Origin of the sequence: Vibrio ouci (assembly GCF_004551525.1) — a bacterium.
GTDB lineage: Bacteria > Pseudomonadota > Gammaproteobacteria > Enterobacterales > Vibrionaceae > Vibrio > Vibrio ouci.
On the sequence record NZ_SATR01000001.1, the window covers coordinates 47,453 to 60,433 of the forward strand.

The 12,981-nt window shown below is 44.2% G+C and carries 14 protein-coding genes; 3 read left to right on the top strand and 11 right to left on the bottom strand.

Annotation, left to right across the window (positions count from 1 at the left end; translation table 11 throughout):
* The first annotated feature begins 57 nt into the window (after nt 1-57).
* Nucleotides 58-948, top strand: coding sequence for an EamA family transporter RarD (rarD, locus tag ELS82_RS00200; RefSeq protein WP_134833674.1), 891 nt, complete (start codon nt 58-60; stop codon nt 946-948).
* Nucleotides 949-1,001: 53 nt separating this feature from the next.
* Here rarD and ELS82_RS00205 read toward each other — a convergent pair whose 3' ends face one another.
* Nucleotides 1,002-2,420: a basic amino acid/polyamine antiporter gene (locus ELS82_RS00205; protein ID WP_134833675.1), complete on the bottom strand. Its 1,419-nt coding sequence runs from the start codon at nt 2,418-2,420 to the stop codon at nt 1,002-1,004.
* Nucleotides 2,421-2,906: 486 nt separating this feature from the next.
* Nucleotides 2,907-3,128 carry a hypothetical protein gene (locus tag ELS82_RS00210; protein ID WP_134833676.1) on the bottom strand — a complete coding sequence of 74 codons (222 nt, stop codon included), beginning with the start codon at nt 3,126-3,128 and terminating at the stop codon, nt 2,907-2,909.
* Nucleotides 3,129-3,414: 286 nt separating this feature from the next.
* Here ELS82_RS00210 and ELS82_RS00215 point away from each other — a divergent pair, with 286 nt between their 5' ends.
* Nucleotides 3,415-4,281, top strand: a complete 867-nt coding sequence (locus ELS82_RS00215; RefSeq protein ID WP_134833677.1) for a patatin-like phospholipase family protein — start codon at nt 3,415-3,417, stop codon at nt 4,279-4,281.
* A 3-nt stretch (nt 4,282-4,284) separates the two neighbouring features.
* Here ELS82_RS00215 and ELS82_RS00220 read toward each other — a convergent pair whose 3' ends face one another.
* The 8 genes from ELS82_RS00220 to ELS82_RS00255 form a co-directional block, all read right to left on the bottom strand.
* A complete protein-coding gene (locus tag ELS82_RS00220) occupies nt 4,285-4,887 on the bottom strand; it encodes a 2OG-Fe(II) oxygenase (protein ID WP_134833678.1) in 603 nt (200 codons plus the stop codon).
* Between the two features lie 107 nt (nt 4,888-4,994).
* Entirely contained in the window at nt 4,995-5,333 is a 339-nt protein-coding gene (locus ELS82_RS00225) for a DOPA 4,5-dioxygenase family protein (RefSeq protein ID WP_134833679.1), read from the bottom strand.
* A gap of 85 nt (nt 5,334-5,418) precedes the next feature.
* Complete coding sequence (locus ELS82_RS00230; RefSeq protein WP_134833680.1) at nt 5,419-6,057, bottom strand: response regulator; 639 nt, start codon at nt 6,055-6,057, stop codon at nt 5,419-5,421.
* Complete coding sequence (locus tag ELS82_RS00235) at nt 6,050-7,411, bottom strand: cache domain-containing protein (protein WP_134833681.1); 1,362 nt, start codon at nt 7,409-7,411, stop codon at nt 6,050-6,052. Before ELS82_RS00235 ends, ELS82_RS00230 begins: the two co-directional genes overlap by 8 nt.
* A 90-nt stretch (nt 7,412-7,501) precedes the next feature.
* Nucleotides 7,502-8,785, bottom strand: coding sequence for a TRAP transporter large permease (locus tag ELS82_RS00240; protein WP_134833682.1), 1,284 nt, complete (start codon nt 8,783-8,785; stop codon nt 7,502-7,504).
* 10 nt (nt 8,786-8,795) lie between these two features.
* Entirely contained in the window at nt 8,796-9,329 is a 534-nt protein-coding gene (locus tag ELS82_RS00245; protein WP_134833683.1) for a TRAP transporter small permease subunit, read from the bottom strand.
* A 123-nt stretch (nt 9,330-9,452) separates the two neighbouring features.
* Nucleotides 9,453-10,541 carry a TRAP transporter substrate-binding protein gene (locus ELS82_RS00250; protein ID WP_134833684.1) on the bottom strand — a complete coding sequence of 363 codons (1,089 nt, stop codon included), beginning with the start codon at nt 10,539-10,541 and terminating at the stop codon, nt 9,453-9,455.
* Between the two features lie 392 nt (nt 10,542-10,933).
* Entirely contained in the window at nt 10,934-11,308 is a 375-nt protein-coding gene (locus ELS82_RS00255) for a hypothetical protein (protein ID WP_053438077.1), read from the bottom strand.
* Nucleotides 11,309-11,529: 221 nt separating this feature from the next.
* Between ELS82_RS00255 and ELS82_RS00260 the strand changes: the two genes are divergently transcribed.
* Entirely contained in the window at nt 11,530-12,198 is a 669-nt protein-coding gene (locus tag ELS82_RS00260; RefSeq protein ID WP_134833685.1) for a DUF2982 domain-containing protein, read from the top strand.
* 46 nt (nt 12,199-12,244) lie between these two features.
* Here ELS82_RS00260 and ELS82_RS00265 read toward each other — a convergent pair whose 3' ends face one another.
* Complete coding sequence (locus tag ELS82_RS00265; protein ID WP_134833686.1) at nt 12,245-12,901, bottom strand: MBL fold metallo-hydrolase; 657 nt, start codon at nt 12,899-12,901, stop codon at nt 12,245-12,247.
* Nucleotides 12,902-12,981: the final 80 nt, after the last annotated feature.

Genomic DNA, 12,981 nt, shown 5'->3' on the forward strand with positions numbered 1-12,981 from the left:
ACTTTTTGTACAATTCGGCATAAATTCCGCTCAATTACTTAACCTGTGAGAGTCATTATGTCTGAGCAACGTTTAGGCAATGGGATGGCTGCCTTTTCCTTCCTTCTGTGGGGGCTGCTTCCACTTTACTACCAGTTTCTGCCAGGTGCGGCGACCGATGAGCTGTTGGCAATACGCTTGGTTGCTTCAGTACCCTTCTGTGCGGCTATAGTATTGCTGATCACCAAGCGTCTGCCCGATTTCAAAGCCATTTGGTCAGATAAGCGCTCACTACTCTACTCAACATTAGCAACATTAATGATGTCGATTTCTTGGTGCGCTTTTACCTGGGCATTGACTAATGATCGGGTTATGGATGCGAGTTTAGGCTTCTTTATTAGCCCGATTACCATGATGGCGCTTGGCGTCTTTTTCTTAAAAGAGTCGCTATCAGTTGGTAAAAAGGTTGCACTTGTCCTTGCGTGTATTGGTTTAGGCTACCAAATCATCCACTATGGAGAAGTTCCTTATATCGCCTTGACGATGGCTATATTCTTCACGTTTTATGGTTGGTGTAAGAAGAAAGCTAACTATGACTGGAGCACAGGACTTTTTGTCGAGGCACTGGTGTTGTTGCCATTGGCGCTCGGTTATATTTTGCTGAAAGAAGTGACAGTGGGTACCGAGTCATTGCATTCAGGTGCGGTGACCTTTGCTTTATATGTCGGCGCTGCTCCAGCGACATTGTTGCCTTTAGTGTTCTACTCCATTGCGATTCGTCTCACGACAATGTCGACGATTGGACTAATGCAGTACATCGAACCAACGATCCAGTTTTTCTTGGCAATATACTTATTTGGAGAAGCGTTTGATGAAGTGAAACTTGTTAGCTTTAGCTTCGTTTGGGCGGGTTTGATCTTTACCATATTAGACAGCTTACGATACCGTTACACCGCCAAATATCGATAACTGTTATCCATATAAACAAAGCCCCCGACATATGGTCGGGGGCTTTTTTGTGATTAGAAGCTTACACTCAAACTGCCTTGCCAAATCATTCCGACGGTAACTATCGCGACGACTCCTAGCATTCCAGCGCCAAATTTTTCTTTGCCTTCAAAAGGGTTGATCCCCTGCTCTTTCTTAGCTTGGATGTAAAAATAGAGCCCTGGTAAGTAAAGCAGTGCTGAGAGCAGTAAGTAATTAAGACCTGACGCATAAAGCAGCCAGATTCCGTAAACCGTCGCACCAGCACCAATCAGTAATAAGCTGCCTCGGTTCTTCTCTTCAATTGCGATCTTGAGGACAAAAGCACCAACAAGGAAATAAGGCACTAAGATCATTTCTGAGGCAATAATCAATAACGTGTCATACGTGCTTCCTGCAAACATGACAAAGATTAACGAGACTTGAATCCACACATTGGTCAAAGTTAGCGGTTTAACCGGGCTGCCCGCTTTATTGAGCTCAGCATACTTCTTCGGGAACATCTTCTCTTTAGCACATAGGTATGGCGCCTCTGATGCCAGCACCGTCCAGCTAAGGAATGCACCACAAACAGAAATCAGTAACCCAACACTGATAATGTACTGTCCCCATGGACCAAGAATGTGAGTCAACACTTTGGCCATTGATGGGTTTTGATAACTCGCAAGTTCAACCGGTTTTACAACTCCCATCGATAACAGGGTAACAAGCACGTAAATAGATAGTGCAGTCAAAAGGCCAAGTATGGTTGCACGTCCGATATCTTTACGGTTACGAGCTCGGCTAGAAACGACAACCGCTCCTTCAATACCGATAAAGACCCACACCGTCACTAGCATGGTGCTTTTTACTTGTGACATCAGATCATGGCCATCACCAAAATGCAGGCCAGTGAAATCTAAGGTGAATGTATTCCAGCTAAAAGCAAACATTGCTGCAATGATAAAGATTAATAGCGGTACCAGTTTGGCATAAGTGGTCACCATATTAATCAAAGCGGCAGTTTGAACACCACGTAACACCAAGGCATGCACCATCCAAAGCAAGCACGATGCTCCAACGATCGAAATCAGTGTGTTCCCCTGACCAAATATGATGTTGTCAGGTGTATCAAACAACATGCCTAAGGTACTAAACACAATAACTAGGTAAGAAACATTGGCTAACATGGCACTTAACCAATAGCCCCACGCAGAACAAAAGCCGACGAAGTCGCCGAAGCCTTCTTTCGCATAACCAAATACGCCACTATCAACATGAGGGCGATGCATCGCAAGCTTTTGAAAGGAAAGAGCTAAGAAAATCATGCCAACACCCGTGATCGTCCAACCAAGGATCACGGCAGCTGGGCTTGCCACTGAAGCCATATTTTGTGGCAAACTAAATACACCAGCACCAATCATTGAACCAATGACGATCGCTGTTAAAGAACTCAAGCCGAGTTTGTTGTCCATTATTATTTCCGGAGTTACCGTTCGGGAAGGTGCAATATTACGCTTAAATGTCATCGATAGTTAGAGCCTGTGTGAGCTATATCGCATACAGCTAAAACGAATCTTCTATTTCATTGTCACCGATCAATTCATGCACCGCATTCTAAATCTTTTAACCCAGAATATTAATTAAAAACATCACAACGAACCCGTAAATAGTCCATTTTGCAGTTTATATAACCATTAAAAGGCCAAAACAAAACACATTCACCACCAATAAATTAACACCATCATTACGATTTCAACAAAAAAATATGCAATATGACTGAATAACTCGCATAAAACAGAACATGGTCTAAACTTATTTTCAGTGGCTGAGACGCGTTAACAACCGTTCTGAGTATCCATTGCTTCCTGTTTGTACGGTCGCTTTATGCGGCCATTTTTTTTGCCTATTACAAACTAAAAAGGCAACCCAATGGCTGCCTTCTTATTCTGTTTAATATTCTAGTGGTTAGCAGTGTCTTCTCGCTGCCCAAACTCTGCTTGCTGGTAGATATCTGCAAGCGTTCTATCTTTCCTAGGCTTAGCACTCTTTGATTTTGATGCGTGCTGATTATCTTGGCTATGAATTGCCTTTTCGTGCGCCTTAGCTGATTGGATAAAAGCTGGATCGGCCAAAGCTTCTTGGCGTAGGCGGTTAACGCGTTCAATTGTTTCTGACAACATAGTACACCTCCAGTTACCTGTATCTATATCCAGTATAGTTAGGTATAAGTTTACGTCAAGCATTTTACTGTATATAAAAACAGTCAAAGTTCGTAACTCTCTGATAGGAATAACCTTACCTCATTATTAAGTATAGACATAAACATCTAAATCTATATGTTCAATAGGTAATTCTTATCAAAATCGTGATAGGTAGCACCTATTGCAGTTATCTATATCTCCCACTTCAGTCATTGTTAGCAAGCTTTTAAACTTGCCCTAAACCTAGACAGAATTGATAGAGATTATGAAAGCGATAGTTGTGGAAGGCGGTGCCATGAGGGGCATATTTGCGGCAGGTGTGTTGGACCGTTTTATTGAGAGTGATTATTTTCCATTCGACTTTGCGATTGGTGTTTCTGCAGGTACCTCAAATCTTGTCGGCTACCTAGCAAAGCAACAAAAGCGAAGCTATAACGTGATAACAAGCCTAGCAACGAGCCGCTCTTTCTTTGATCCTAAGCGATTTCTAAAAGGAGGAAGCCTTGTCGATGTGCAGTGGTTAGTCTCGCAATCGGAGCATAGCTATCCGCTGAACCGAAATGAGCTATTTTCCACTACCCCTCTGTGGGCAGCTGCAACCAACATTGAAACAGGCCAAGCTGACTACTACAACGTCACCTCAGACAATATAGAGATGGTACTGGAAGCGACCGCAGCACTGCCAATCGCGTATAAACAAACTCCGTGTTTCTCTGGAGGCTGTTATGCTGACGGTGGGGTTGCTGACTCAATTCCTGTTATTGAAGCGTATCGACGTGGCGCAAAGGAAATCACAGTGGTGCTGTCTCATCCACTCAGTTATGAGATGCCTGAGAGTAAGAGTTCTTGGCTAGTAAAAAGGCTATTGAAGAAACACCCAATGATCGGTCAAGCAATGCAAGAAAGAGCGAGGCGCTATAACCAGTCATTAGATTTTATTCGCAACCCACCTCAAGACGTCACTGTTCGTGTCATTGCGCCGCCTGAATCATTCTCAGTTAAACGGCTCACCATGAAGCAAGATGTATTGAATGAAGGCTATCAAATGGGATTAGAAGAGGGAGAAAAACACCTCTCAAGTAGGAAAGGTGTTTTTGGATTAACCGATGAAAACTGTCACTTCTGCTTATAAGCGTTAGTGTGCAATATCAAGCTGATTATCTTTCACGCCATTAACGCGGAACCAACCAGCAATACTGTAACGTTCCGCGTTAGTCGGTAATACCTCGTGAGGAAATTGCTCCGAGAAAAATACAAATAGGCGACCCGATCTTGGTGGAATGGTCGCGATGACGTTGTCGTTTAGATCGTAAACCACCAACTCGCCCGCATCTTCTTCCGACCAAGACTCATTCATATAAAATACGGTTGTCAGGCGACGGTTTTCATTACCTTTAAAGCAATCTAAGTGCTTCTGGTAAAAGTCACCTTTTTCATACTTAGCAAAGTGCGCTTCATATTCAAACAAGCCTAGGAAGAAATGGCGGTTCGCTTCAAGTCGAATCTGCTCCATTTTGTCTAGGAATGACCCAACTGCTTGGCCCATGTCACGACGAAGCCACTGAATTTTGTCACTTCGGATGGCACTTTCACGCATAACTTCATCGTTACGCCCAATACGTGCTTTTTTCCATTCTTCCGGAATAGAGTCTCTTAGTTGTGATACTTCATCTTCTGATAAAAAGTCGTCCCAAACGTAGTAACCCTGTGTAAAAAGAGCATCGATAAGTTGGTTCATGAATGGCTATTGTCCAGTGATTAAATCAAGGACGCCTTATACACAAACGCAGCCACCAGCCACAAATCAGGCTTATTACCTTTACGACAAATTTCGTTAATTAGACTCTATAAACCAGACAAGTTGAGCTCTACCGGCGTTCCTAACCAATAAGCGAAGTTGGTGTGATCTTTGAGGTCATCATCCGTTAATGCATGGACCAGTACAGAAAATGACTGACGATGTTTTTCTAGCCAAGCAATCAGCGCGTCAAAGTCGGATGAGGCAAACGTAATAGAAAAACTCCACATTAAGTGCGGGCCGACCAATTTCTCGTTAAAGTTACCAACAGGTAGTGAAAATTGCTCGATCACTTGCTGGCGTAACTGTTTCGCTACGCCACTTGTCGCTTGGTCGAAATAGATGTGAGCGTGGTAGTTTTCATGGATATTTTTTGGAAACGTCATAATATCAGTTTGATTATTATCGATATTTCAATACTAGCAATTTTGTTGCTTCTCTACCGCTTTACTTACAATCATTACACTTCAGCTACGCGACTATCCCCTGCTCAACCGCGTATTTAGCCAACTCGGCAGTACTATGCAGATCTAGCTTATGCTTAATGTTCTGACGATGGGTTTCAACGGTGCGGTAGCTAATATCCAGCAGTGACGCAATCTTCTTACTGCTATTGCCCTCAGCAACCAGTTTTAACACGGCTTCTTCTCTACGACTCAATGGATTGGGCTTTTGAATATTGGGAATCACTTCCTGAGAAAACAGTGTTTGCGTCGCGGACTCACAAAAGTAGGTCGAGCCAAGATAAACAGTTTTGATCGCCTGTACCATTCGCTGCGCACAGATCTCTTTCAACATATAGCCGACGGCCCCTGCTTGCATCACCTTCATAATGTACTCACGATTATCGTGCATGGTGAGCATCAGCACTCTCGCATCGGGTATTGAGTCTCTGATAATACGTGTCGCGTCGATACCATTCATCAGTGGCATACTAACATCCATTAACACAACATCTGGAAGTAACTGTTTGACTACCTCCACCGCTTCCACACCATTACTCGCAGAGCCAATGACTTCGATATCGGGTTCAGTTTGCAGCCGTGCGATAAATCCATCGAGTACAACTTGGTGATCATCAACGATCACCACTTTAATTGGCTTATCCATAAACTAATCCATCCAATTCCAGTAATACGGTTATCTCAGTGCCAAATCCGGGCTCGCTTTCAATTTCGAAATCGCCGCCGATAAACTCGACCCTTTCACGCATGTTCCTAAGGCCAATGCCTTGCTTTCTCAGTGTAGAGTTCACATCGAAACCGACACCATCGTCACGAATAATAAGCTGTAGCATGTTGCCCATTTGCTGCAAGATCACACTGACCTTCTTTGCGCTGGCGTGCTTTTCGATATTGGTTAGTGATTCTTGTGCCACACGGTAGAGCGTTGTCGCTACCTCTGATTGTAACTTACCGGGCTGAGTTGATAAGGACGCTTCAATCGACATGCCAGAGTGTGCTTTAAAGTCTAGCAACAAACTGTTCATTGCCGCTTCAAGGCCGATATCGTCAAGAGCGCTTGGCCTTAAGTTATGAGAAATGTGTCTGACCTCGTTAATTGCGGTCATCAGTGAGTTCTGCGATTGTGCGATGTGCTGTTGCAGCGGCGCATCATCAATCTTACTTGCCAGTAGCTCTAGGTGACATTTACTCGAAACCAAGAGCTGATTAATGCCATCGTGAAGCTCTCGCGCTAGGTGTTTTTTCTCGTCCTCTTGGAACATCACTGTTTTGTGGGCCAACTCTTTTAAACTGCGATCGGCTAAGCGATGTTCATGTAAGTTTACCGCTAGGGTAATCACGACGATGACACCCACCGTCACAAGCATAATCACGATCACTGAGAAGAAAGTCGTCTCTATGTTTTTGTTTACTTCAGACTTAAGATTGGCAACTTCGTAGGCGATATCTTCGATATACAAACCCGTACCAATCATCCAGTCCCATTTGTCTAGCCATGCCGCGTAGCTGAGCTTGGTGACATTCTCTCCTGTTGAGGGTTTTTGCCACAAGTATTGATGAAACCCACCACCGTTCTGCGCTTGAGCAAGTAATGCTTCAATAAGATGGTCGCCATTTTCATCTTGAATGTGCAATAAGTTCTGCCCGATGAGATCAGGCATGATTGGGTGAACCAAATTGGTCCCTTGTTCATCATAAGCAAAGAAGTAACCATCCTTGTCCTTGCCATAGCGAAGCTTGGATAAGATCTCTCGAACCTGCTGCTTGGCGATATCTTCCGGCATATCGGGATCATTGTAGATATGAGAAATGGCATCAAAGGCAAGGTCGACGTGATCTTTTAGGGCCGTTTCTTTCGAGCGGACTAAGCCATCTTCAAAAATTTGAATCTCTTTCTCACCAAGCGTTTTAGCCTGATGAATCGAGATCCAACTAGTTAAAGCGGTGACGAGCAATAATGGCAATAAACTGAGTAAGATCAGTTTGGCTTGTAGAGGCATTCCTTTTCCTCAGATAACAACAAGGCTGCTTCCCTTCATGGCAAGCAGCCTCACTTTATCAGTTGTTACCTAATTAGCGTAACTTTTCGATCACATTCCATAAAATTCTGGGAAGACTAATAAACTGGCCAAGACGAGAATCTGGATTGCGATAAATGGCATTACCCCACGATAGATATCACGCGTTGTTACGCCTTTAGGAGCAACACCCTTCAAGTAGAACAAGCTAAAGCCAAACGGTGGTGTGAGGAACGAAGTCTGCAAGTTCATCGCAATCAGGATCGCGAACCAAGTCATATTGATTCCCATCAGCTCAGCGACTGGCGCAATGATAGGCACAATAATGAAACAGATTTCTACGAAGTCGATGAAGAAGCCAAGGATAAGGATGAGCAGCATGGTGATGATGAGGAAGCCCCATTTCTCGCCCGGGATTTGCAGCATCCACTCTTCAACAAGGTAGTCACCACCTGTATAGGTAAAGGCCATCGAAAAGGCGGTTGCACCTAATAGGATTGCAAATACCATTGCGGTCACTTTTACCGTCTCTTTAGACGCAGCGTAAACCATTGACCAGCTAAACTGACGGTACAATACCGCAAGGACGATCGCGCCGGCACCACCAAGCGCTGCTGATTCCGTTGGTGTCGCAACACCTGCGAAAATAGAACCTAAAACGACAACAATCAGTGCTAGTGGTGGAACTACCGCTTTCAGCGCCGCAATGACTTCATCTTTACGGCTAATGTCACCATCACTTGGGATTGGCTGAGCCGCTTCTGGGTTAAGCTTGGCATAAATCAGAATATAGATAACGTAAGCGCCAACAAGGACAAGGCCCGGCCAAACCGCAGCTTGGAACAGGTCACCAACCGGCACACCAAGCACATCACCAAGTAGGATAAGCACAATCGAAGGTGGGATGATTTGCCCTAGTGTGCCCGACGCACAGATAGTGCCGCAGGCAAGGCCTTTATCGTAGTTGTACTTGAGCATTACCGGTAGCGAGATAAGACCCATTGCCACCACAGAAGCACCAACAACACCAGTCGACGCTGCCAGTAAGGCACCAACCAGTACGGTAGAAATCGCGATACCACCGCGTACTCCACCAAACAGTTTCCCCATCGATTCGAGCAATTGCTCCGCAAGGCGCGTCTTTTGCAGGACAAGCCCCATGAAGACAAATAGAGGTACAGCCATTAAAACTGTATTTTCCATGATGGACTGGATTCGATATGGCATGAAAGCAAACATGTCCATACCTTCTGCCCACACACCGAAGATGAGCGCAATACCACCAAAGGTAAACGCAACAGGGAAGCCAAGTAGCAAAGCAAACAAGGCAACAAAAAACATTACAATACCGACCATTGTTGTCTCCTTACTTTTGTTCTTGAGCGTGAATGAGGTGCGGGTTAAAAATCTTGTTTAATGAATGCAGCAGCAAACCAACACCACTGATGGCCATAAACAAAAATGAAAGCGGGATCATCGCTTTAATGACCCAACGGTAGGGTAAGCCACCTGGATCGCCTGATGTCTCTCCTAATGCGTAACTCTCTTTCGCGAAGTCGACACCGTAGTACGCCACCAGCAAACAGAAAGGGAGCAAGAAGAACAGCGTGCCGAGTAAATCAATAATGGATTGCGCCTTATGAGATAAGCGCTCATAGAAAAGGTCGACCCTCACATGTCCCCCCGCTTTAATCGCATAAGGAACACCGAGTAGGAATACCGCTGAGAATAAATGCCACTCCATCTCTTGGAACGCAATGGAGACATCGTTAAAGACATATCGCATCACCACGTCATACACGACATTCGCGAGCAATAAGATAAACAGTATGCTTGAAAGCCATCCTAAGAAATCACCAAAGCGATTAAATAGGCGCTCTACATAAATTAGGCTTCTCATTCCCTACTCCATGGAATTTTGAAATAGCGTCACTTTCAATTGTGACGACAAGTTATTTAAATAGGTTTCTTGGGCTTTGATAGGGTAAGTGACCATGTCACCTACCCTAGTAGGTTGTGATATTTATTGAGCTTGGCTATTTAGGTACGCTCGGTGCGAAATATCCGTCCATGAACGTACTTGCTTCAAGTAATCCGCTTGAGATTTTTGGATCTCTTTCGCTAGATCATCTTTTTCAGCGTGCTTAGCAAGTAGGCGGTCATTCGCTTCACGTAGAGCGCCCATAACTTCTGGTGGGAAATCTTTAACTTGTACATCTGGGTATTCAGATTTGATAGAAACCCAGTTTTTACCACTTTCGTGAGTCGCTTGAGTGTACATATCGTAAGCCGCTGTACGCATTGCTACACGTAAGATTTCACGTAGATCTTCTGGTAGACGCTCGTAAGTGCGTTTGTTCACCAGGAATTGAAGCTCTGAACCTGGCTCATGCCAACCTGTGTAGTAGTAAGGTGCAATTTTGTGGAAGCCCATACGCAGGTCAAGTGAAGGACCAACCCACTCTAGGGCATCAATCGTACGACGCTCTAGTGACGTGTAAAGTTCACCCGGTGCAATGTTTGTTGGCTTAGCACCTAGTTCCGCTAGGATTTCACCTGCGAAGCCAGGAATACGCATTTTCAGACCTTGTAGATCTTCTACTGAATTGATCTCTTTTTGGAACCAACCACCCATCTGAATATCTGTGTTACCACCTGGGAATGACAGTAGGTTATGCGGAGAGTAAGCCTGCTCCATTAGCTCCATACCACCACCATGGTAGAACCATGCATACTGCTCAGCAGGTGTCATGCCGAAAGGCATAGAAGTAAAGTAAAGCGTGTTTGGTACTTTGCCTTTCCAGTAGTACGAGCCAGAGTGGCCAAGGTCGTACTGACCAGATTTAACCATATCGAAAATACCTAGAGGTGCTTTATGCTTGTTTGCAGAGTCGATACGGATTTGCAGACGACCATTCGACATTTTTTCAGCCATTGCCGCCATATTCTTAGTCGCGTCACCAAATACTGGGAAGTTCGGTCCCCAAGTTTCAGCCAGTTTCAAGCGATAAACTTTTTCAGCAGCACTTACTGATGTCGCCATAACAGCAAGTGCTGCTGCCATAGCGGTGCCTTTTAATACTCGTTTTAGAGATTGTTTAATAAGACTCATGTTCACGTCCTTTGTTTAACGATCATACCTTTCTAGGTACCTTTTGTTTCACCTATAGAGTGAGTTATCTATCAGCAACATAAAATCAGCGTGAACACGGATAATATTTAACAGGTTTCCTTCAAGTTAGACTAAAGCACTACGTACATATACGTACTACAACGATCATATTAATAAAAATTAAACGTTAAAACAGTTAGTTAATATTAGAACCTACAAGTACTGTCATGCATGAAATACGTAGTGGAAGTAATTTGGGTTTAATTGGGTAAATAATGAGATGTGTGACAAAGATAGAATTTTTAAATATCAGGAATGAAAAAGCCCCGACAATGTCGAGGCTCTCAAGCATGTATTCTCTGCAATGATTGCTAGAGATAGGCTATTGGCAATTAAACGGCTTTGTAGATAACTTTGTTGCCAGCTAGCTGCTCTTTCACTACTAGGTTTTCTTCTAGAAGTTTTTTAAGAGCGCCTGTTGCCCAAGATGCTGCTTTTGCATCTTCTTGACCAGCCGCTAGGCCGATACCTTTAGGGTTGATACCTTCAGCGTTGCCAACAACGATGTCTAGTACTTGTTGCTGCTTTGGAGTAAGCGCAACGTCAGTTGTTTTAGCCGCAGCTACAACTTTCTCCGCAGCTGGTTTTGCAGCTACTTTTTTCTCAACTTCTGGCTTAGCTTTCTTTGTTGCTTCTACTGTTGCAACTGTCGCCTTAATGCGCTTTTGCAGTTTCAGCTGCACTTTACGCTTATGAGCAAGTCTCATCGAGTATTTCTCCATTTCACTGCATACGGAGCAGTGGTGAAAATTTGAAGCGCGATTTATACCAAAATTTTGTTCACATTTACAGGGTATGAGGGGCTTTATGGCACAAAAATACGCGATATGACGACATGAGACTACAATTTAATCAATAGTATTGGCAATAAGACGTAAACCACTGATTATATAAACAGATGTGTTTTGTTGTTTAGAGTAGAGCCAAAATGGAAACCGTACACCTCACCAACCAACCGTTCATTTTCTCTGCAATTACTCTTAAATGGTTAGGAGGATTGTTGGCTATCGGCTGCCTAATTTTGCTGCTCTATGCGCCTGGATATGAGCAAGCGGTATTGAGTATTGTCGCGATTATCACTTTGGGCGGTTTTGGCTATTTACTGATCCTCAAGAGTACCGTTCGTTTCACCCTCACCGCCAGTCACTTTCAGCAGCACCTATTCAAAGGCGGCTGGGTCGTGAAATGGAATAACATTAGCAAGGTTGGCATCTGCACCTACGAAAATGAGGGCTGGCATCAACCTTTACCTTGGATAGGGATTAAGCTGAAGCACTATTCCCCGTATCTAAATAGTATCTGCCCTAGAATCGCCACCGAAATTTTATTGAGCCAACGTGCCCTACTCTATCTTGGGGCAAAGCAAAACAAGCAAGGAGATACCTTTGAGGATATTGTCTTAGACTCAACGATTTACAAAAATGCGCAAGGTGAAGAGTTTAAAGGCTTACAAGCCATGCTAGCGAATCGCATGAAGTACCAGCGAAGCTATTATGATTACGATATTTTTATCTCTGCGCATGATCTCGATAGAGCACCTGAAGAGTTTGTCGGATTGGTGCGTCGCTATCTCGCTGCCGCCGAACCAGATGAATAAAAAAAGGCCGCGTATAGCGACCTCTAATTATTCTATTCTCAACGATTTAGTAAAGTGGCATTTCATCAGCAACAAATGGGTTTGATGCTCTTTCACGACCAAATGTCGACTCAGGCCCATGTCCTGGTACAAAGCGAACATCATTACCTAACGGCCATAACTTAGTTTTGATTGAACTAATCAGTGTATCGAAATCCCCTTTCGGGAAGTCAGTACGACCCACTGAGCCGTTGAACAACACATCACCCACGAAGGCAAGTTTCGCTTCATCACTAAACAATACGACATGACCCGGTGTATGACCCGGTGTATGGATCACGTCCATTACCTGATTGCCAAAGGTGATCTTGTCGCCTTCATTTAGCCACTGGTCTGGTTCAAATGCTTCGGTCAATGGAAAACCAAACATCTGACTTTGGCCTTCTAGACCTTGAAGCCAAAAGTTATCATCTTTGTGCGGACCAACAATACGTGGGCCGTCCAGTTCGCGAGCCAGCGGCTCTGTGCCACCAACGTGATCCAAATGTCCATGCGTTAGTACAAGGTTAACTACTTTTACCCCTAGCTCTTTAATAAGAGCCGCGAGTTGTTTTACATCACCACCCGGATCGACAACAACACCTTCCATTGTTTCGTCACACCAAACAATAGAGCAGTTTTGAGAAAACGACGTCACAGGGACAACTTGATACTTAAGGGACATAAACTAACCTTGATAACAATCCAAACTGGCTGAACTATGACACTTGCTCGCCACTTTGACAACTCTCATTACGGGTCTCA

Coding starts and splice junctions, on each gene's coding strand:
- rarD (WP_134833674.1), top strand. CDS start 58: ATGTCTGAGCAACGTTTAGGCAATGGGATGGCTGCCTTTTCCTTCCTT.
- ELS82_RS00205 (WP_134833675.1), bottom strand. CDS start 2,420: ATGGACAACAAACTCGGCTTGAGTTCTTTAACAGCGATCGTCATTGGT.
- ELS82_RS00210 (WP_134833676.1), bottom strand. CDS start 3,128: ATGTTGTCAGAAACAATTGAACGCGTTAACCGCCTACGCCAAGAAGCT.
- ELS82_RS00215 (WP_134833677.1), top strand. CDS start 3,415: ATGAAAGCGATAGTTGTGGAAGGCGGTGCCATGAGGGGCATATTTGCG.
- ELS82_RS00220 (WP_134833678.1), bottom strand. CDS start 4,887: ATGAACCAACTTATCGATGCTCTTTTTACACAGGGTTACTACGTTTGG.
- ELS82_RS00225 (WP_134833679.1), bottom strand. CDS start 5,333: ATGACGTTTCCAAAAAATATCCATGAAAACTACCACGCTCACATCTAT.
- ELS82_RS00230 (WP_134833680.1), bottom strand. CDS start 6,057: ATGGATAAGCCAATTAAAGTGGTGATCGTTGATGATCACCAAGTTGTA.
- ELS82_RS00235 (WP_134833681.1), bottom strand. CDS start 7,411: ATGCCTCTACAAGCCAAACTGATCTTACTCAGTTTATTGCCATTATTG.
- ELS82_RS00240 (WP_134833682.1), bottom strand. CDS start 8,785: ATGGTCGGTATTGTAATGTTTTTTGTTGCCTTGTTTGCTTTGCTACTT.
- ELS82_RS00245 (WP_134833683.1), bottom strand. CDS start 9,329: ATGAGAAGCCTAATTTATGTAGAGCGCCTATTTAATCGCTTTGGTGAT.
- ELS82_RS00250 (WP_134833684.1), bottom strand. CDS start 10,541: ATGAGTCTTATTAAACAATCTCTAAAACGAGTATTAAAAGGCACCGCT.
- ELS82_RS00255 (WP_053438077.1), bottom strand. CDS start 11,308: ATGAGACTTGCTCATAAGCGTAAAGTGCAGCTGAAACTGCAAAAGCGC.
- ELS82_RS00260 (WP_134833685.1), top strand. CDS start 11,530: ATGGAAACCGTACACCTCACCAACCAACCGTTCATTTTCTCTGCAATT.
- ELS82_RS00265 (WP_134833686.1), bottom strand. CDS start 12,901: ATGTCCCTTAAGTATCAAGTTGTCCCTGTGACGTCGTTTTCTCAAAAC.